17 protein-coding genes are annotated in these 17,878 nt (G+C 70.2%); 11 read left to right on the forward strand and 6 right to left on the reverse strand.

Features of this window, described 5'->3' with window-relative positions:
• Positions 1–192 precede the first annotated feature (192 nt).
• The 3 genes from ACT53U_RS18015 (at position 193) to ACT53U_RS18025 (ending at position 3,082) form a co-directional block, all read left to right on the forward strand.
• Positions 193–582 carry a hypothetical protein gene (locus tag ACT53U_RS18015; RefSeq protein WP_476157185.1) on the forward strand — a complete coding sequence of 130 codons (390 nt, stop codon included), beginning with the start codon at positions 193–195 and terminating at the stop codon, positions 580–582.
• A gap of 78 nt (positions 583–660) precedes the next feature.
• On the forward strand, positions 661–1,902 hold the full coding sequence (locus tag ACT53U_RS18020; protein ID WP_476157186.1) for a YeeE/YedE thiosulfate transporter family protein: 1,242 nt from the start codon (positions 661–663) through the stop codon (positions 1,900–1,902).
• 22 nt (positions 1,903–1,924) lie between these two features.
• Entirely contained in the window at positions 1,925–3,082 is a 1,158-nt protein-coding gene (locus ACT53U_RS18025) for a rhodanese-like domain-containing protein (RefSeq protein WP_476157187.1), read from the forward strand.
• An 82-nt stretch (positions 3,083–3,164) separates the two neighbouring features.
• On the opposite strand, the gene ACT53U_RS18030 is transcribed toward ACT53U_RS18025, so the two are convergent.
• The 3 genes from ACT53U_RS18030 to ACT53U_RS18040 all read right to left on the reverse strand — a co-directional run bounded on the left by ACT53U_RS18030 (position 3,165) and on the right by ACT53U_RS18040 (position 5,671).
• The gene (locus ACT53U_RS18030; protein ID WP_476157188.1) at positions 3,165–4,715 is read right to left on the reverse strand and encodes a methyl-accepting chemotaxis protein; all 1,551 of its coding nucleotides are present in this window, start codon (positions 4,713–4,715) and stop codon (positions 3,165–3,167) included.
• A gap of 154 nt (positions 4,716–4,869) precedes the next feature.
• On the reverse strand, positions 4,870–5,280 hold the full coding sequence (locus ACT53U_RS18035; protein WP_476157189.1) for a NifB/NifX family molybdenum-iron cluster-binding protein: 411 nt from the start codon (positions 5,278–5,280) through the stop codon (positions 4,870–4,872).
• A gap of 4 nt (positions 5,281–5,284) precedes the next feature.
• Positions 5,285–5,671 (reverse strand): DUF134 domain-containing protein, encoded by a 387-nt coding sequence (locus ACT53U_RS18040; protein WP_476157190.1) that lies wholly within the window; start codon positions 5,669–5,671, stop codon positions 5,285–5,287.
• A 693-nt stretch (positions 5,672–6,364) separates the two neighbouring features.
• Between ACT53U_RS18040 and ACT53U_RS18045 the strand changes: the two genes are divergently transcribed.
• The 8 genes from ACT53U_RS18045 (at position 6,365) to ACT53U_RS18080 (ending at position 15,786) form a co-directional block, all read left to right on the forward strand.
• Complete coding sequence (locus ACT53U_RS18045; RefSeq protein ID WP_476157191.1) at positions 6,365–7,939, forward strand: cytochrome ubiquinol oxidase subunit I; 1,575 nt, start codon at positions 6,365–6,367, stop codon at positions 7,937–7,939.
• 16 nt (positions 7,940–7,955) lie between these two features.
• Positions 7,956–9,107 (forward strand): cytochrome d ubiquinol oxidase subunit II, encoded by a 1,152-nt coding sequence (gene cydB, locus ACT53U_RS18050; protein ID WP_476157192.1) that lies wholly within the window; start codon positions 7,956–7,958, stop codon positions 9,105–9,107.
• Positions 9,108–9,123: 16 nt separating this feature from the next.
• A complete protein-coding gene (cydX, locus tag ACT53U_RS18055) occupies positions 9,124–9,225 on the forward strand; it encodes a cytochrome bd-I oxidase subunit CydX (protein ID WP_476138934.1) in 102 nt (33 codons plus the stop codon).
• Between the two features lie 142 nt (positions 9,226–9,367).
• The gene (gene cydD / locus ACT53U_RS18060) at positions 9,368–11,101 is read left to right on the forward strand and encodes a thiol reductant ABC exporter subunit CydD (protein WP_476157193.1); all 1,734 of its coding nucleotides are present in this window, start codon (positions 9,368–9,370) and stop codon (positions 11,099–11,101) included.
• Positions 11,094–12,752 (forward strand): thiol reductant ABC exporter subunit CydC, encoded by a 1,659-nt coding sequence (cydC, locus tag ACT53U_RS18065; protein ID WP_476157194.1) that lies wholly within the window; start codon positions 11,094–11,096, stop codon positions 12,750–12,752. Before cydD ends, cydC begins: the two co-directional genes overlap by 8 nt.
• 133 nt (positions 12,753–12,885) lie before the next feature.
• Positions 12,886–13,335: a hypothetical protein gene (locus ACT53U_RS18070; RefSeq protein ID WP_476157195.1), complete on the forward strand. Its 450-nt coding sequence runs from the start codon at positions 12,886–12,888 to the stop codon at positions 13,333–13,335.
• Between the two features lie 249 nt (positions 13,336–13,584).
• Positions 13,585–14,268 (forward strand): Crp/Fnr family transcriptional regulator, encoded by a 684-nt coding sequence (locus ACT53U_RS18075; protein WP_476157196.1) that lies wholly within the window; start codon positions 13,585–13,587, stop codon positions 14,266–14,268.
• A 159-nt stretch (positions 14,269–14,427) separates the two neighbouring features.
• Positions 14,428–15,786, forward strand: a complete 1,359-nt coding sequence (locus ACT53U_RS18080; RefSeq protein ID WP_476157197.1) for a TolC family protein — start codon at positions 14,428–14,430, stop codon at positions 15,784–15,786.
• Between the two features lie 6 nt (positions 15,787–15,792).
• Here ACT53U_RS18080 and ACT53U_RS18085 read toward each other — a convergent pair whose 3' ends face one another.
• The 3 genes from ACT53U_RS18085 to ACT53U_RS18095 are packed head-to-tail and all read right to left on the reverse strand — an operon-like array spanning position 15,793 to position 17,752.
• Positions 15,793–16,269 (reverse strand): MaoC family dehydratase, encoded by a 477-nt coding sequence (locus ACT53U_RS18085; protein WP_476157198.1) that lies wholly within the window; start codon positions 16,267–16,269, stop codon positions 15,793–15,795.
• Entirely contained in the window at positions 16,266–17,471 is a 1,206-nt protein-coding gene (locus ACT53U_RS18090) for a beta-ketoacyl-[acyl-carrier-protein] synthase family protein (RefSeq protein WP_476157199.1), read from the reverse strand. Before ACT53U_RS18090 ends, ACT53U_RS18085 begins: the two co-directional genes overlap by 4 nt.
• Entirely contained in the window at positions 17,471–17,752 is a 282-nt protein-coding gene (locus tag ACT53U_RS18095; RefSeq protein ID WP_476157200.1) for an acyl carrier protein, read from the reverse strand. Before ACT53U_RS18095 ends, ACT53U_RS18090 begins: the two co-directional genes overlap by 1 nt.
• Positions 17,753–17,878: the final 126 nt, after the last annotated feature.

A 17,878-nucleotide genomic window follows, 5' to 3' on the forward strand; every position in this document is an offset into this window, starting at 1 on the left:
CGAGGCATCCCGTCACCTCGGCGTATCGTGGGGTGGAAAGGATAATTGCGAATATTCGGATGTTCGCATCCACCGACGAGACGCGGCTCGTGCCGCCCGGGAGAGAGGGGCGCCACGATCGGTCGGCGGGGCATCGGATCACCGGGAGGAGCGCCGTCGCGTCCGGCGGGCCGACCAACGTGGAGCCGGACGATGCGTCGTCTCTTCGCCGCCACCCTGATCACTGCCGCCGGCGTCCTCGCCGCCACCCAGGCGCTCGCCTACGACGCCGACTGGAAGCGCGGGCGCATCTACTATCGCAGCGTCTGCACCGCCTGCCACGTCGCCGAGCCGATCGGCTCGATCGCGCCCTCGACCCGCACCAAGGCGGAATGGGGCGACTATCTGAAGGCCGACAGCCACGCCAAGGGCAAGGACAAGGTCTCGACCTACGTCTCCAAGGCCCATCGCGCCGCCATCAAGGGCGCCAACAAGGCGGCGGAGAAGTTCGCCGAGGTCGCCGACGAAGAGCTCGCCGCCGACATCGCCGCCTTCCTCGCCCGCGGTGCCAAGGACGGCGACGAACCCGCCTCCTGCAACTGATCGACCGACCCCGTCCGCAACGGGACGCGAGCGACGCCGAGCCTTCGGCGCGCATCGTCCCGCCATGGGAGAACCAGCATGAGCGCCGACGCCAAACCCCGCTTTCCGGGCCTGAGGGAGGACTGGAACAAGATCTTCGTCGAGGAATGGTCGCCCTATCTCGGGGCGGTGATCCTGGTCCTCCTCGTCGTCGCCCTGATGACCACCGGCCTCTTCTGGGGTGTCTTCGGCGGCGTCAAATACTGGGGCGATCGGCTGAACTCGGCGATCGGCCTCGGCGGCCTCCTCGGCATCGCCGAGCCGAAGGAAGGTCTCCTCGGCCACCGCATGAGCCTGATGAACATCCTGCTCGTCGCCGGTGCCGCCACCGCCGCCCTGCTCTCCGGCCAGTTCGCCGTCAATCGCCCGCCCAAGATCGAATATGTCTGGGCGGCGCTGGGCGGCTCCATGATGGGGATCGGCGCGGCGCTCGCCGGCGGCTGCACCACCGGCGGCTTCTTCAACCCGGTCGTCCATTCCTCGCCCGCCGGCTGGGCGATGTGGGCGGGCCTGCTCGCCGGCGCCTGGATCGGGCTCAAGGCATTGCTGTGGACCCTCGACAACGTCGAATGGGGCACCGCCGCGCCGATGCCCTGGCAGGTGCCGTCGACGGTCAAACGCCTCTATCCGGTCGTCGGCCTCGCCGCGATCGTCGGCGTCGTCGCCTGGTCGGCCTCGTGGTGGGCCTCGCCCGACAAGCAGATCGCCACCCGCGCCATCATCGTCGCCGTCGGCTTCGCCATCGGCTTCGTCATGCACCGCTCGCGCCTGTGCTTCGCCCGCTCGATCCGCGAGCCCTTCATGACCGCCGAGGGCACCATGACCAAGGCCGTCATCCTCGCCATGGCGGTGGGCATGCCGATCGCCGCGCTGCTCTTCCGCGCCAAGGTGATCGACCCTTATGTCGCCATTCCCGCGACCTTCTGGCTCGGCTCGCTCGCCGGCGGCGTGATCTTCGGCTTCGGCATGGTCTTCGCGGGCGGCTGCGCCTCCGGCGCCCTGTGGCGGATGGGCGAGGGCCACCTCAAGCTCTGGGTCGCCATGGCCTTCTTCGCCTGGGTCGGCTCGATCGCCGCCGCGATCTTCAAGAAGACCGGCCTCACCGCCATCGACGAGACCAACGTCGAGACCTGGGAGATCACCGGGATCGGCCGCCAGGCCTTCCTGCCCGACATGCTGGGCGGCTGGGGCCTCGCCCTCCTCGTCGGCTTCGGGCTGCTCGCGCTCTGGTACGCGATCGTCCGCTGGAACGAGACCACCGAGAAACTCACCGTCCTGTGACGCATCCTCAGGGAGAAGACCGATGAAACCGAGACTTCATGCCCTCGCCGCCGCCTTCGTCCTCGCCACCGCGAGCGCCGTCCTCGTCGTGCCCGTCGCGCCCGCGTCGGCCCAGACCGCGCTGCAGCCGAAGGAAGGTTGGTTCCAGACGCTGACCACCTTCGACAAGCTGCGCCCCGACGTCACCATCCCGCCGAAGAAGGGGCTGGTGATCGTCGACAGCCGGCCGGCGGCGCGCCAGTACGACCCCGGCCACATCCCCGGCGCGATCTCGATCCCCGACAGCGCCTTCGACAAGGCGGTCGGCAAGCTGCCCGCCGACAAGGCGACCCGCCTCGTCTTCTACTGCGGCGGCGTCGACTGCATGCTCTCCCACGACAGCGCCAGGAAGGCCAAGGCGCTCGGCTACACCGCGATCGAGGTCTATGCCGAGGGCATGCCGAACTGGAAGGCCAAGGGCGGACCGGTCGCGGTCTCCGCCGCCCACATCAAGAAGCTGATGGACGAGAAGCAGCCCTTCACGCTGATCGACGCCCGCCCGAAGCGGGTCACCGACAAGGGCATCATCCCCGGCGCGCTGGCGATCTCGGACAGCGAGTTCGACAAGAACGTCGACAAGCTGCCCGCCGACAAGGCCTCGCTCCTCGTCTACTACTGCGGCGGCCTCGAATGCGTGCTCTCCGACCAGTCGGCCGACAAGGCCCGCAAGCTCGGATACACCAACGTCGTGACCTACCCCGAAGGCTATCCCGAATGGGAGAAGCTCTACGGCGCCGGTCCCGCCGCGGCTGCCGCTGCCCCCGCCGCCGCACCGACCGCGGCGCCGGCCAAGGCGGCGCTCGTCGCCGGCAAGGAGAAGGGCTCGGTGACGGTCGCCTCCTTCGAGGCGGCTTGGAAGGCCGATCCGGCTTCGATCGTCCTCGTCGACGTGCGCAATCCCAACGAGTTCGCCGCCGGCACCATCAAGGGCGCGATCAACGTGCCGATGGGCGAGCTCGAGAAGAAGCTCGCGACCTTCCCGAAGGACAAGCCGATCGTCTTCATCTGCGGCACCGGCGCCCGTTCCGGCGAGGCCTACGACACCGCCAAGATGTTCGCCGCCGACCTGCAGACGTCCTTCCTCGACGCGACCATCAAGTTCGCCGGCGACGGCACCGCGACCATCGCCGAGAAGAAGTGAACGCACGAAAACCGGCGCGGCGGTCCGAACCGTCGCGCCGACCTCCGCCGGCCGGGACGCGCATGCGCGTCCCGATCGCGTGTCAGGCGCACCGCATCAGTGCGCGGCTCAGCCGTCCGAGACCCTGGAAGACCTCGTCGCCGGCGTCGTTCATGGCGACGAGATGGGCGATCGCCTCGGTCTTGGCGTGGCGCTCCTGCGCAGCGAGCGCCTGGACCGCCTCGCGATGGACGCGGGCATGCGGCTCGGCGATACAGGCGAACTCGGGACGCTCCCGCACCGCCGGATCGCGCACGCCGTCGTACCACTTGCCGAGCCGGCAGCAGTGATGGTCCGGCACCTCGGTCGAGGCGAACGTGCGATGCCCGAGGATCGCGTCGACCACCTTCTTCTTGAAGATCACGTGGTCGATCTGCATCATTTCAAGAATGGCCTCGCCCTGCGACGCGCCCGAGAAGAGCTTGCCGGCCTGGGCCTCGTTGCGGTCGTTCGACTGCTCGAGCTTCCTCGTCATGTGGTCGAGCAGGACGACGTTGTCGGCGGCGAGCTTCGCCCCGGTCTCGACCGTGAGGGCGATCTCGGCGCTGGCCGCCTGCTGCTGTTCGAGCACCGCGGCGATCGAGCCGATGCGGGCATCGACCGTCGACACCAGAGCCGCGATCCGCCCCATCGCGTCGGAGACCTCGCCGATCGCCCCCTCGCCGGTCGACGCCGCGCCCTCGGCGCGCCGCATGGCGTCGGCCATGCCGGTCAGGACGTTGCGCATGTCGCCGATCGAGCGGCCGATGCTGTCGGTCGCCGTGGCCGTCTGACCCGCCAGTTGCTTGACCTCGCCGGCGACGACGGCGAAGCCGCGGCCGCTCTCGCCGGCGCGTGCCGCCTCGATCGTGGCGTTGAGGGCGAGGAGATTGGTCTGTTTGGCGATGGCGTCGATCGACCCGAGCACGGCGGCGATCTGGTCGAAGGCACTCTCGAGCGCCGCCAGCCGATCGCGGGTCTCGCCGGTGACGGCGCTGATGTTGCCCATCGCCGTCGTCAGCCGCTCGACACTTTCCGCCGAGGCCGTGGCGGCCTGCGAGGCGTTCCGCGCCTCGCCCATCGCGTCGTGGCTCGCCCGCGAGATCTCGCCGATCGAGGCCGCCATCTCGTTGGTCGCACTCGCCATCGACTGCGCACTGGCGACCGCGGCCTCGACGTTGTTGGACAGACCCGCGAGTTCGACCGCGACGGCGTTCACGTCCGACACGGTGTCGGCCAGCGTGCGCATGCCGCGGACCTGCACACAGGTCGCGTTGGACGCGAGTGCCGCGCGATGCGCGGCATCGCCCGCGGCCCGCTCGACGATCGCCTTGAGACGCCCATAGAGACGGCAGAGATCGTCGGCCGACTGGGCGCTGCCGGGCAGCCAACGGCCGACGACGCGGCGCAGACGGCGGCCGAGTTCGTCGTCGAGCGCCGCCGACAGCACGTCCGCGGCGACGTCACCCCGCGCGATCGCCTGCTCCGCTTCGTTCTCCGCCGTCGGTGTATCGAAGAGACGCCGCGCCAGTGCCGCCGCTCCGTCGCTCGTGCGACCGTCGAAAGCCGTCGTCGCAGAGGTCGGTTCAATCGTCACGAGGGCAGGTATGTTCATGATTCTCGGCTCCTTTTGGACCGGAATCATCGACCGCACACCTTGCCGCCGGGTTAAAAGATACACACAGCATATAATTTCCATGACACGTCGAGGCACGCCCCCACGGCCGACCGAACGACCGCGGGCGCGATCCCCGTCGGCGACGGCGGCGTCAGTGATCGTGATCGTGGTCGTGGTCGCCGCAGCACCCCGTGCCGCCGCCGCAGGTCTTCGCCGGCACGAAGGCGGGCAACGCACCCGCGGCGAAGGCGCGGGCGGCATCTCCGACGTCGGCGCAGTCTTCGGCGAAATAGGGCTGGATCCCCGCTTCGAGGAAACCCGCCAGCGGCCGCGGCCCCATGCCGCCGGCGACGATCGCGGTGACCCCGGCCGACGACAGCACCGACACCGGACCGAGGCAGCCGCCGTGGTCGTGATCGGGCGGCGTCAGCAGCGACGTGCCGGCGATCCGGCCGTCGACGACCTCGATCACGGTGAAGACGTCGCAGTGGCCGAAATGGGCGGAAATCGATGCGGAGAGCCCGCCGGGAGCGTTCGAGGGTACGGCAATGGTCCGATTCATGGCTTCAGTCCTGTCGGTTCGTCGGGTTCGCGTCGTCAGCGTCGGCGTCGGCCACCTCTCTCGAGGCCACGAGATGTCCTTGCCGGCACGGCCGGCCGTCGTCGATGTCGACGGGGCCGCCGTCGATCCGGAGCGCCCAACCGCGGCAGAGCGCCTCGGTCACGGCGCGACGGCCCTCCGCCAGCAGACGCGACACCGTCGCCGGCGACACGTCCATCCGCCGGGCGACCGACCTCTGGTCGAGACCCTCGACGTCGACGAGGCGCATGGCCTCGAGCGCGTCGAGCGTGACGACGGTCTCGGCGAGATCCGCGAGCGGAACCCCCCGGGGCTTGTAATAGCGCCGGCCTACGGACGTGCTGACGATGCGGATCTTGCGCGGCCGGCCCATGGATCATCCGAGTTATGATGATATGATCAAAATAGGTCGCCCGTCCCCCGGCCGCAAGCGGCTCGTCGGGGGTGCGACGAAACGGCCGGACGGACGTCCCGTTCACTCGGAGAGAGACGGCAGATCGGGTCGCGAGCCACCCCGCGACGGCCTACGCCGACTGCGCCAGATCAACCGATGGCCGACGAGAAGGAAGCAACGGCGGCCTCCGCGACGTCCATCGCCCTGCCTGTCTTGATTCAGATCGACCCGAGACCGTCGTCGTAGCCTCGCTCGATACCGCTTCCGAGCATTTCGGCGCCGGATGCACCATGAAGAACTCAAGACAACGAGCCGCAGAAATCGGATGGTCGACATGTGACCATCCATTGATCGATATCAATACAGTACTCGCGACGTGAGCCCAAGCGTCGCGCTGTCGTTTGGGAAATTGTATTGCGAACGTCTGCATGCGACCTTCTGCCTCGCCGGTGGTCGGTCATCGCGAAAACATCAGTCGACGCACGACGTTGGCTCGATGTGCGTCGCCGATGCGCGCGCTCCGACACGCAATCGTGACGAAGGTCGCAGGGCGAGGTCATTCCTTCACCAAAAATGTAGGTTTAATCTTATACCTGCAATCAATATTTGAAGGCCTCTCGCCGCGCTTGCGCCTCTCGACCGGCCCGCCCCCCACAAGAGGACGTCGACATCATGATCGATCCGACATTCGTGGAACTGTCGCGTTGGCAGTTCGCCGCGACGGCGCTCTACCATTTCTTGTTCGTTCCCCTGACCCTCGGCATTTCCTGGCTGCTGGTCATCATGGAGACCGTCTATGTCCTGACGGGCAAGGAAATATACAAGGACATGACCAAATTCTGGGGCAAGTTGTTCGGTATCAACTTCGCCCTCGGTGTCACCACCGGCCTGACGATGGAATTCGAATTCGGCACGAACTGGTCCTATTATTCGCACTATGTCGGTGACGTCTTCGGCGCCCCGCTGGCGATCGAAGGCCTGATGGCCTTCTTCCTCGAATCGACCTTCATCGGCCTGTTCTTCCTGGGTTGGGACAAGCTGTCGAAGCGCAAGCATCTGGCGGTGACCTTCCTCACCGCGCTCGGCTCGAACCTCTCGGCGCTGTGGATCCTCGTCGCCAACGGCTGGATGCAGAACCCGGTCGGCTCGGTCTTCTCGCCCGAGACCATGCGCATGGAGATGACCTCCTTCGCCGAGGTTCTCTTCAACCCCGTCGCCCAGGTGAAGTTCGTCCACACCGTCTCCGCCGGCTACGTGACGGGTTCCGTCTTCGTCATGGCGATCTCGTCCTGGTACCTGCTCAAGGGCCGCGACCTCGCCTTCGCCAGGCGTTCCTTCGCCGTCGCCGTCGGCTTCGGCCTCGCCTCGGCGCTGTCGGTGATCGTCCTCGGCGACGAGAGCGGTTACGAGCTCGGCGACGTCCAGAAGGTCAAGCTCGCCGCCATCGAAGGCGAGTGGAAGACCGAAGCCCCGCCGGCCGCCTTCACCGTCTTCGGCTTCCCGAGCCAGGACGGCCGCGACACGGCGGGCGCGATCCGGATTCCCGGCGCCCTCGGTCTGATCGCCACGCGCTCGCTCGACAAGCCGGTCCGCGGTCTCGAAGACCTGCAGAACGAGCACGAGGCACGCATCCGCTCCGGCCAGATCGCCTATGGCGCACTCTCGAAGATCCGCGCCGGCGACAAGTCGGCCGAGACCCGCGCCACCTTCGACGCCCATGCCCGCGACATCGGCTTCGGCCTGCTCCTGAAGCAGTATGTCGAGGACCCGGCCAAGGCCACGGAAGCCGACATCAAGGCGGCCGCAGTCTCGACCATTCCGACGGTCTGGCCGCTGTTCTGGTCGTTCCGCATCATGGTCGCCTTCGGCTTCTTCATGCTCTTCGTCTTCGTGACGGGCTTCCTGCTCAACGCCCGCGGCACGCTGGAGAGGAACCGCTGGTTCCTGAGGACGGCGCTGTGGACGTTGCCGCTGCCCTGGCTCTCCTGCGAACTCGGCTGGTTCGTCGCCGAATTCGGGCGCCAGCCCTGGGCGATCGGCGAAGTGCTGCCGACCTTCCTCGCCACCTCCAGCCTGACGACGGGAGACCTGATCTTCTCACTCGCCGGCTTCCTCACCTTCTACACCATCCTGCTCGTCGCCGAGATCTACCTGATGGTGAAGTTCGCGCGTCTCGGTCCGAGTTCGCTCGGCCTCGGTCGCTATCACTTCGAGCGCGGCGCCCCCGCCGCCGCCCCGGCCGAATGAACCGGAGGAGACCGTCATGCTCGACTACGAAACCCTGAAATTCGTCTGGTGGATCCTCGTCGGCGCCCTGCTGATGGGCTTCGCCATCACCGACGGCATGGACATGGGCGTCGGCACGCTCCTGCCCTTCGTCGGCAAGGAAGACGTCGAACGGCGTATCGCCATCAACACCGTCGGCCCCCACTGGGACGGCAACCAGGTGTGGTTCATCACCGCCGGCGGCGCCATCTTCGCCGCCTGGCCGGCGGTCTATGCCGCGGCCTTCTCGGGCTTCTACATGGCGATGCTCCTGGTGCTCTTCGCCCTGTTCTTCCGCCCGGTCGGTTTCGACTACCGTTCGAAGATCGACAACCCGACCTGGCGCAAGACCTGGGACTGGGGCCTGTTCGCCGGCGGCTTCGTGCCGTCGCTGATCTTCGGCGTCGCCTTCGGCAACCTGCTCCAGGGCGTGCCCTTCCGGCTCGACGAGCTGCTGCGCGCCCACTACCAGGGCTCGCTCCTGACTGCGCTGCTGCCGCTCCTCAACCCCTTCGCCCTGCTCGCCGGTGTCGTCAGCCTCGTCATGCTGACCGTCCACGGCGGCGTCTGGCTGCAGCTGCGCGCCAGCGGTGCGGTGGCCGATCGCGCCCGGCGCTTCGTGGTGATCGCCGCGCCGGTGGTCACGCTGACCTTCGCACTCGCCGGCATCTGGCTGTGGTTCGGCATCGACGGCTATCGCATCGTCTCCGAACCGGCGCACGGCGCGCTGCCGAACCCGCTCGCCAAGGAGGTCGTGCGGGCCCATGGCGCCTGGTTCGACATCTACCGCACCCTGCCGATCGCCATGATCGTGCCGGCCATCGGCCTCGTCGGACCGCTCCTGACCTCGCTTCTCGCCAAGCTCGCCCGTCCCGGCCTCGCCTTCGTGACGAGTGCGCTCGGCATGGTCGGCGTGATCGGCACGGCGGGCCTGTCGATGTTCCCCTTCGTCATGCCCTCCAGCCTCGATCCGAAGTCGAGCCTGACCATCTGGGATGCCCCGTCGAGCCATCTGACGCTGACGGTGATGTTCTGGGCCGTGGTCGTCTTCCTGCCCATCGTGCTGGCCTACACCGTGTGGTGCTACGCCAACATGTGGGGCCGGGTGACGGCCGAAGAAATCGACGCCCGCGCCCATTCGGCCTACTGAACGAGGAGTTCGGCACATGTGGTACTTCGCCTGGATCCTCGGGGTCACCGCCGCTGCGGCGATCGGGGTCATCAACACCATGTGGTACGAGTTCCGCGGCGAACTCGGCGACGACTGAGCCTCGGAGGGGCGCGCGAGCGCCCCTCCCCGCTCGCCTTTCCGCGACCGCGGGCGTGGCGCGTCGCGGAAGCCGGCCGGCGCGTTTCCTCTTGCGAGGGCGCGCCGGCCTCCCCTTTTCCCGGCCACGACCGGAACCCGACGTGTCGAAGTCCAGCCCTTCCGCCGGCTCCCGCCCGCTCCTCGCCGAACTCGATCGCGTCGCCGGCCTCCCCGCCCGCCTCGCGCAGGTCTTCGCGGGCCTCAACGGGCTCGCCGCCGTCGCCTTCGCCTGGGTGCTCGCCCGGCTCGTCGACCGCATCGTCTTCGCCGGCGAAGGTGCCGCCGCCCTCGTGTCCACCTTCGCGGCTCCGGCGGCGATCGCGGCACTGCGGGCCCTCTCGACCTTCGCCCTCGACGGCGCCGCCTTCGCCGCCGCCGCACGCGTCCGCCGCCACGTCTTCGACCGTCTTCTCGCCCGTTTCGCCGCCCTCGGCCCGGTCCGCCTCGCCGAGCGGCCGATCGGCGAACTCGCCGCCGCGGCGACGGAAGCGGTCGACGCCCTCGCCCCCCTCTGGCGCTCGTGGAAACCGGCGGTCGCCCGCGCCGCCGTGGTGCCGCTCGCGGTGCTCGCCGCGGTCTTTCCGACCGATCCGCTCGCCGCCGCGATTCTGCTCGTCGCCCTGCCGCTGCTCGTCTGGCTGTCGATCCTCGCCGGCCGCGGCGCCGAGGAGGCGAGCGGACGGCAGTGGGAGAGCCTTGCCCGCCTCGGCGGCCACCTCCTCGACCAGATCCGCGGCCTCGGCGAGATGAAACTCGCCGGCACCTCGGATCGCGCGATCGCCCGCGTCGAAGAGAGCGCGAAGGCCTATGGCCGCGAGACCATGGCGGTGCTGCGCATCGCCTTCCTCTCGGCGCTGGTGCTGGAATTCGTCACCACCGGCGCCATCGCCGGCGTGGCGATCGCCGTCGGCTTCCGCCTGCTGTGGGGCAGCATCGACTTTTCGACCGGCTTCTTCGTGCTGCTGCTCGCCCCCGAGTTCTTCGCCCCCTTGCGCGAGATGGGCGTGCGCCGCCACGCCCGCATCGAGGCGACGGCGGCGCTCGACGAGATCGCCGCGGTGCTCGGCGACGCCGACGCCCCCGCGATCGGGGACGCTCCGCTCGCACCGCGCGACCGCCCGCCGGCGATCCGTTTCGAGGGCGTCCGCGTCGTCCATGCCGACGGCCGCGTGGCGCTCGACGGCTTCGATCTCGACGTCGCCGCCGGCGAGACCGTCGCCCTCGTCGGCCCGTCGGGCGCCGGCAAGAGCACGGTTCTGGCGCTCCTCTGCGGCTTCCTCGCCCCGACCACCGGCCGTATCCTGATCGACGGCGAGCCACTCGACGCGCGCGACCTCGCGAACTGGCGCCGAACCCTCGTCCACGTGCCCCAGGCGCCCGCCTTCTTCGAAGGCTCGATCGCCGACAACGTCGCGATGGGCCGGCCGGGCGACGAGGGCGCCCTCGAACGCGCCCTCGCCGAGGCCGGGGCGGCCGATCTCGTCGCCCGCCTGCCGGAAGGCGCGGCGACACCCCTTGGCGAGGGCGGCCGCTCCCTCTCCGGCGGCGAGGCGCAACGGCTGTCGCTCGCCCGCGCCTTCTTCGCCGACGGCTCGCTCCTCCTCTTCGACGAGCCGACCGCCCATCTCGACCGCGCGACGCAAGCGGGCGTCACCGCGGCGATCGAACGGCTCGCCGCCGGCCGCACCGCGATCCTGATCGCCCATCGCCGCGAGACGCTCGCGCACGTCGACCGCGTCGTCCGCATCGAGACCGGCCGCGCCGTCGAGAGCGGCCCACCCGCCGCAATGCTCGAGAGCCTCGCTACCGTCGAGGGAGGGCCGCACGATGCGTGATCTCCTCCGCCTCGTCCGGATGTGGCGTGGCTCGTGGCTCTGGCTCGCCGCGGCGCTCGCCGTCTCGCTTCTCACCACCGCCGCCGACCTCGCGCTGATGGCGACCGCCGGCTGGTTCGTCGCCGCCATGGGCGCCGCCGGCCTCGCCGGCGTCACGATGAACTACTTCACCCCCTCGGCGATCATCCGCTTCACCGCGATCGTGCGCACCGGCGGGCGCTGGCTCGACCGCGTCGCCGGCCACGAGGCGACCTTCCGCCTCCTCGCCGCCACCCGCGTCGACCTCTTCCGCGGCCTCGAGCGCATCGCCCCCGGCGGGCTCGAGGACCTGCGTTCGGCCGAGATCGCCGCCCGGCTGAAGCTCGACGTCGACCGGCTGGAACTGGTCTTCCTCCGTCTCGTCGCCCCCCTCGTGGTCGCCGCGACCGTCGGCGTCGCGGTGACGGCGATCGTCGCCCGGTTCGTCGGCAACGCCGCCGCGATCGCCGTCGCCGCCGCCTTCTTCGTCGGCGGCATGGTCCTGCCCTTCCTCACGGCCCGGGCGGCCCGCGCCGCCGGCCGGCGCGAGGCGGAGGCCGCGAGCGCGCTGCGTCGCCGCGTCCACGATCATCTCGAAGGCATCGGCACCCTGCTCGTCACCTGCGACGAAGGCGCCCGCGCGCGAGACCTCGCCGCCCGTCTCGCGGCGCGAATCGCCGACGAGGCCCGCGTCGCCGGGTCGGAGAGCCTCGCCCGCGCCGCTCAGGGCCTCGCCCGCGACGGCGCCGTCGCCGCCCTGCTCCTCCTCGGCGCCGGGCTGCTCGCCGCGGGATCGGTCACGGGACCGGATCTCACCGCCGCGGTCCTGCTGGTCCTCGCCGCCTTCGAGAGCGTCGCCCCGGTCGCCGTCGCCGCCGCCGGCCTCGCCACGATGCGGGCGGCACTTTCCCGCCTCTTCGCGCTCCTCGACCGCCCGCCGACGGTGATCGACCCGGCCGATCCGAGACCCCTGCCCGAAGGCTTCGACATCGCCTGCGATCACGTCGGCTTCGGCCGTCCCGGCCGTGTGCTGCCGGTCTTCGAAGATCTCGACCTCACACTCCCGCAGGGTGGCGTCGCCGTCGTCGCCCGGCCGAGCGGCTGGGGCAAGTCGACGCTCGCCGATCTCCTCGTCCGCGTCCACGACCCCGCCTCGGGCACCATCCGCCTCGGCGGCGTGCCGATCGCCGACCTCGCGCTCGCCGACCTCCGCCGCGTGATCGCGGTGGCGCCGCAGCGGCCGCACGTCTTCGATGCCACCATCGCCGAGAACCTCCGCGCCTTCGCCCCCACCGCGCGCGACGAAGACCTCATGGATGCCCTCGCCATGGCCGGCCTGGCGGAAACCGTCGCCGCCCTTCCCGCCGGCCTCGCCACCCGCGTCGGCGCCGGCGGCACGCGGCTCTCCGGCGGCGAGATCCGCCGTCTCGCGCTCGCCCGCGTGTGGCTCCGCCCCGACGCCCGTGTCCTCGTCCTCGACGAGCCGAGCGAAGGGCTCGACGACGTCGCCGCCCGTGCGCTCGCTGCCCGCGTCACGGCGGCCGCGACGGCGTCGGGCCGCAGCCTCCTCGTCTTCTCGCACCGGCCGTGGACCGCAGGCACGCCCGAGCACGCCCCGCCCCCGACCTATTGACGAGGCCGGCTTGATCCGGATCAAGCAATCGGACGGGTCGAGCCGTAGATCTCCCATTGTCGGCGGCGAACCGCGCGCCTATCACCGAAGAGGGCGCCTTCGCCCGATCGCCGAGCGCATGGGCCGAGCACGCATGTCCGCATCGCCGGGACGCCGGATCTACGATCTCTCGACGGATCGCGCCCTCGGGCAGATCCGCCGCGACGTCGTGTCGGCACTCGGCGTGCTGATCGTCGCGTTCAATCTCTTTGCCGGCATGCTGGTCGCCTCGTCGTCGGCCGCCGGCCTCGCTCCCTATCTCGAAGAGAGCTTCGGCGACCGGATCGTCATCTGCACCGGCGCCGGCATGATCGTGCTCGACGCCGAGGGCAATCCGGTCCGTCGCGACGATGGCGTCGATGCGCTCTGCGCCTTCTGCCTGCCGATGGTCGGCGGCCTCGCCGACGCACCCCCGCCGGTTGCCCTGCTCGACGCCCCCGCGATCGTCGAGCCCGCCCTGCCGGATGCCGAGACGGCGATCGTCTTCGTCGCCCCGGCCCGCGTCGCCGGCGCGACCTCGCCCCGCGGCCCGCCCGCCGCCTGATCCCGCGCCCGCGTCTCGACCGCCCGCGGATCGGGCGCCGAAGGAGACCCCGCGGCTCGCACGACCTCAGGTCGGGCGGGTCCCGGCGTCGTTCCTCGGCCGAAGTGACCTTCGACAGCCCCGTCCGCATCGCGTCCGACGCGAGGAAGGCGCGCGTCCCGCGGTCGGCGACCCAGGTCGCCCGACGCCGGATCGCCGCGCCGTGTCCCGAACGAAGCTCGTCGATCGACGAGAGCGAAGGAGCGCGCGATGGACGCCAATTTCCTTCTACTTCCGGAATTCGAACCCGATCTCTCGGGGCCCCGCCGCCGCGCCGTGCCGCGCGGGCGCGGCACCCTGCCCGATCGACCCTCCGTACAGATGCGCCGGGTCGCCGCCCACGAGCACGTCTTCCGCGAGGGCGACCCGGCGCGCGAGGTCTACGAGCTGGTGCAGGGAGCGGTTCTGCTGACCCGCTCCCTGCGCGACGGTCGTCGCCAGATCGTCGACGTGGTCGGCCCCGGCCGCCTGTTCGGCTTCACCGCTTCCCCGCGCCACCGGTGCTCGGCGGTGGTGTCGTCGTCGGCGCTGGTCTGCGGTCTCGACCTCGCGCTCGCCCAACGCAACCCGCGCGTCGCCGAGAGGCTCGAGCGGGAGATGCTCGGCGAGATCGACCGCCTGCGCGAGCTCGCCCTCGCTCTCGGTCGCGCCGGCGCGCTCGAACGGGTGGCCGGCTTCTTCGCCGCGATGGTCGACGATCGCGGCGGCACGGTCGAGATCGACCTGCCGCTGAACCGCGGCGAGATCGCCGATCACCTCGGCCTGACGATCGAGACGGTCAGCCGTCAGATCTCCTGGCTGAGGCGCGAGGGCATCGTCGAGAACGACAGCGGCAGCCGCGTCTTCGTGCTCGATCCCGCCCGCCTCGCCGCCCTGACCGGCATGGGCCGCTGATCCACCAGGTGCCCCCGCGAGGTCGGTCCCGCCGGCCTCGCGGGCCCCGGTTGTCGCAGCGTTAAGCCGAAATCAACCATGTTCACGCATCGTCGTTCGATGCCGACCGCGCACGCCGCGTGGATCGCGGCGGTTCGGCAGGCGAAGCGAGGGTGGATCGTGGGGCGCTCGGCAGACGTGATCCCGGCACGGACGAGGCGCACGATACGCCTGCTGCTGGTCGCGACCGCCGCCGGTCTCGGCCTCGCCGGCCATTCCTTCGCCGCCGAACTCGATCTCGCCGCCTCGCTGCGTGGTTCGGTCACCGAAAGCCCGACGCTCGCCTCCGACGCCGAACGCCAGATGGCGGCCCGCGCCAAGGTCTGGGCGATGCGCGACGCCTTCATGCCGACCGTCGGCATCATCCACGAGCAGGTCCTCGACAGTCGCATCGACTACAGTCCCGGCGTCGCCCGCGTCGCGCCCGACAGCACGACGCGCAACGAGCCGCATCTGACCGCCTTCCAGGTGACGCTGCCGATCTTCGACGGCTTCCGCCGCTGGAACGATCTGCAGGCGGCGATGCGAAAGCTCGACGCCGGTCGTCATCAATCGGTCGAGGCGCGTCAGCAGGTGCTGCTCGAGGCGATCGACGCCTATCTCGCAGTGATCCGCGATCGCGGCATCGTCGCCGCCCGCGCCCGGCAGATCGCCGCGGTCTCCGCCGTCGCCGCCCATACCGAGACGGTGTTCTCGACCCAGGACGCGACGCTGTCGGAAGTCGCCACCGCCCGCTCGCGCGTCGAGGCGGCTCGCGCCGCCCACGACCGGGCGAAGGCGGCCCTCCAGGCTTCCGAGATCGAGTTCGCCCGCGTCGTCGGGTCGAAGCCCGTCGCCGGCATGGCCGTCCCGCCCGCCCCCGACATCTTCCTGCCGCGCGACGTCGAGGCGCTCAGGCGCGAATTCCTCGACGCGAGCCCGCGGCTCGCCGCCGCCCGCGCCGACGTCGAGGCGTCGAAATATGCGGCCCGCTCGGCCATGGCCGAGCTCGCCCCGCGCGTCGACCTCCAGTTCACCCGCGCCCTGCAGAGCCACGTCACCGAGGCCTACGACAAGACCTCCGACACCACGCTGAAGCTGGTCGCCCGCATCCCGCTCTACACCCCCGGCACGCTCCCCGGCATCGCCCAGGCGCGCGCCGCCAGCCGGCAGGCGTCGTGGGACGCAATCGATTCCGAACGTCGGTCGCTGGCGAAGATCGAGGCGCTGTGGGTCGAGCGCAAGGGCGCTCTCTCGGCCATGACGCGGGCGCGCAAGCGGCTGGCGACCATGCGCGAGGCGGTGTCGGCGCGGCTCGCCGAACAGCAGGCGGGTTACGGCACCATCATGGGCCGGCTCGACGCCGAGGCCGAGACCGCCGAAGCGGCGATCGCCCTGACGACGCTGTCCTATGAAGCCGACATGGCCGGCTGGCGCATCGCCGCCGCGCTCGCGCGCATCTCGGAAGATCTGCCGACGATGAAGGTCTCGCGTCGCTGAGCGGGATCACCCGGCGGCGGGCGGAGCCGGCATCGGCTCGACGATCAGCGTCAGCGCCGAGACGATCAGCGCCGGCCGCTCCTCGCCCTCGACCTCGAGTTTGACGCCGAGCTTCACCGCCCAGCGGTCCGGCCCGATGTTGGAGCGCGCCACCAGCGTGAAGCGGGCGCGCACGCGGGCGCCCGTCCTGACCGGCGACTGGAACCGCACGCCGTCGATGGCGAAGTTGACCGCGATGCGGCCGGGCGGCGTGACGATCACCTCCGAGCCCAGCGCCGTCAGCAGCGACAGCGTCAGGAACCCGTGCGCGATGGTGCCGCCGAAGGGCGCCTCCGCCGCGGCGCGGATCGGATCGACGTGGATGAACTGGTGGTCGTCGGTCGCAGCGGCGAAGAGATCGACGCGGCCCTGATCGATCGTCCGCCACGCCGAGACGCCGAGTTCGGTGCCGGGCGCGACGGTGAGGAGGTCGAGCCCGCTCATGCCGCGACCCCGAGCTTGCGGAAGGCGAGCGAGGCGTTGAGCCCGCCGAAGGCGAAGGAATTCGACAGCGCCACGTCGATCGTCATCGCCCGCGCCTCGCCGGGAATGCAGTCGACCGGGCATTCCGGATCGGCCTCGTCGAAGCCGGCGGTCGGCGGCGCGAGAGAAGCCTTCATGGCGAGCACGGTGGCGACCGCCTCGAGCGCACCGGAGGCCCCGAGCGCATGGCCGTGGACCGCCTTGGTCGAGGTCGTCGGGGGAACCGCGTCGACGCCGAACACCCGCCGCAGCGCCTCGACCTCGGCGATGTCGTTGGCACGCGTGCCGGTGCCGTGGGCATTGACCCAGTCGACGCTCTCGGCAGCGATGCCGCCTTCCGCGAGCGCCACGCGCATCGCGTCGGCCATGCCCTCGGCCGACGGCGCGAAGAGATCGCGGGCGTCCGCCCCCGCCGACCAACCGGCGAGCTCGATGCCGCCCTCACAGCCGCGGGCCCGCGCATGGTCTTCGGATTCGAGGACGAGAATGCCGGCGCCTTCGGAAATCATCAGCCCGTCGCGACCACGCGCGAATGGGCGGCAGACCGAGCGGCTCATCACCTTCATCGCGTCCCAGGCGGAGAGCGAACCCCAGTCGAGACAGGCTTCGGTGCCGCCGGTGATCGCGACGTCGACGACGCCGTGGCGCACCAGTGCCGCGGCCGTGCCGATCGCGTGGGCGGAGGAGGCGCAGGCCGACGCGGTGACGAAACACGGACCGCGCGCGCCGAGCGCGATCGAGATCCAGCTCGCCGAGGCGCTCGGCATCGAGCGGACGACGGACAAGGGGTGCGAGCGCCGGCCGTCGACCAGCGTGCGGCGATACTGTTCCTCGATCGAGGTGAGACCACCGCCGCCGTTGCCGATGATCACGGCGACCCGTTCGGGCCGCACGACCGGCGTGGCGAGGCCGGCGTCGGCCATGGCGCGGACCGCCGCCGCCACGGCGAAGACGCCGGAACGGTCGAGTGGTGCCAGCGACGGCAGGGGCAGGCCCTCGGCATGGGTCGTGTCGGTGACGGCCCCGACGCGGATACCGCTGCCGGGAACCGAGGCGGCGTCGACGAAGGCGCCGCGTCCGGCCACCAGTTCGGCCCAGAAGGTGTCGAGCGATACGCCGGCCGACGACACCACGCCGAGCCCGGCGACCAGAACCCTGGACATCACACGGCCGCCTTCTGCCTTGCGATCATCTGCGCGAAGTCGCCGATCGTCTCGAGACGGTCGTCGGCCTTGTTGGCATTGAAGTTGATCTCGACGCCGAACGCGTCCTCGATCTCGAAGATGTACTCGACGACGTCGAAGGAATCGATCCCCGCCTCTTCCAGCGTGGTCTTCGCCGACCAGTTCTCGCCCGGCTTCTTGGTCGAAGTCCGAAGCAGATCGATCAGCTTGGCGACGATGTCGCCGACACCATCATAGTTCGCGGTCGCAACCATGTTCATGAACGTGACTCCTCGAACGACGTCGAGAGATCGATCACACGAGATCGTCGATCTCTCGGGGCATGAGGTTTAGCACTCTTTATTTGAAAATTGTAAGTTTCGGAGAATTTACCTTAACTCGAAACC

The sequence above is a fragment of the Pinisolibacter sp. DMC19 genome (genome assembly GCF_056313985.1).

Excerpts from the sequence above, each read along its gene's own strand:
- ACT53U_RS18095 (WP_476157200.1), bottom strand. The coding sequence starts at position 17,752 with ATGAACATGGTTGCGACCGCGAACTATGATGGTGTCGGCGACATCGTC.
- ACT53U_RS18025 (WP_476157187.1), top strand. The coding sequence starts at position 1,925 with ATGAAACCGAGACTTCATGCCCTCGCCGCCGCCTTCGTCCTCGCCACC.
- ACT53U_RS18070 (WP_476157195.1), top strand. The coding sequence starts at position 12,886 with ATGTCCGCATCGCCGGGACGCCGGATCTACGATCTCTCGACGGATCGC.
- ACT53U_RS18030 (WP_476157188.1), bottom strand. The coding sequence starts at position 4,715 with ATGAACATACCTGCCCTCGTGACGATTGAACCGACCTCTGCGACGACG.
- cydX (WP_476138934.1), top strand. The coding sequence starts at position 9,124 with ATGTGGTACTTCGCCTGGATCCTCGGGGTCACCGCCGCTGCGGCGATC.
- ACT53U_RS18075 (WP_476157196.1), top strand. The coding sequence starts at position 13,585 with ATGGACGCCAATTTCCTTCTACTTCCGGAATTCGAACCCGATCTCTCG.
- ACT53U_RS18045 (WP_476157191.1), top strand. The coding sequence starts at position 6,365 with ATGATCGATCCGACATTCGTGGAACTGTCGCGTTGGCAGTTCGCCGCG.
- cydC (WP_476157194.1), top strand. The coding sequence starts at position 11,094 with ATGCGTGATCTCCTCCGCCTCGTCCGGATGTGGCGTGGCTCGTGGCTC.
- ACT53U_RS18040 (WP_476157190.1), bottom strand. The coding sequence starts at position 5,671 with ATGGGCCGGCCGCGCAAGATCCGCATCGTCAGCACGTCCGTAGGCCGG.
- ACT53U_RS18085 (WP_476157198.1), bottom strand. The coding sequence starts at position 16,269 with ATGAGCGGGCTCGACCTCCTCACCGTCGCGCCCGGCACCGAACTCGGC.
- cydB (WP_476157192.1), top strand. The coding sequence starts at position 7,956 with ATGCTCGACTACGAAACCCTGAAATTCGTCTGGTGGATCCTCGTCGGC.
- ACT53U_RS18035 (WP_476157189.1), bottom strand. The coding sequence starts at position 5,280 with ATGAATCGGACCATTGCCGTACCCTCGAACGCTCCCGGCGGGCTCTCC.
- ACT53U_RS18020 (WP_476157186.1), top strand. The coding sequence starts at position 661 with ATGAGCGCCGACGCCAAACCCCGCTTTCCGGGCCTGAGGGAGGACTGG.
- ACT53U_RS18090 (WP_476157199.1), bottom strand. The coding sequence starts at position 17,471 with ATGTCCAGGGTTCTGGTCGCCGGGCTCGGCGTGGTGTCGTCGGCCGGC.
- ACT53U_RS18015 (WP_476157185.1), top strand. The coding sequence starts at position 193 with ATGCGTCGTCTCTTCGCCGCCACCCTGATCACTGCCGCCGGCGTCCTC.